1 pseudogene is annotated in these 392 nt (G+C 76.3%); it reads right to left on the minus strand.

Annotation, left to right across the window (positions count from 1 at the left end):
* Nucleotides 1-392: pseudogene (locus tag G3I56_RS42985) on the minus strand (hypothetical protein); the annotation flags it as partial.

Below are 392 nucleotides of genomic sequence, written 5' to 3' on the forward strand. Positions count from 1 at the left end.
CCCGGCCCAGCAGCAGTACGGACGAGGACCAGTCCTCGGCGGCGAACCCCGCGTCGGCCGCCAACCGCTCCAGGGCGTCCCGGTCGGCCTCGGTGGCGGCCTCCAGCAGGACCACCCAGGTCGGGACGGGCGAGGGGGCCCACAGCTCGATCTCGTCGAAGACGGGGAAGGACGGGCCCGCGGAGGTGACGCGCGAACCGTGCGGCACGCCGTCGTGCAGAACGACCTCGCCCCAGCGCCGCCCGGACGACGGCAGCGGGATCGAAAGCACCTCGATGCGCGCCGGGTCGAGCCTGCGCCCCCCTACGGCCTCGGCCTCGCCCTCGGGCGAGAGCCGGACCGCGGCGCTGCCGAGCTCCATGCCCGTGGGCTCGCCGCTCTCGGTGGGCTCG

This window comes from Streptomyces sp. SID12488, from assembly GCF_010548275.1.
In the GTDB taxonomy this organism is placed as follows: domain Bacteria; phylum Actinomycetota; class Actinomycetes; order Streptomycetales; family Streptomycetaceae; genus Streptomyces.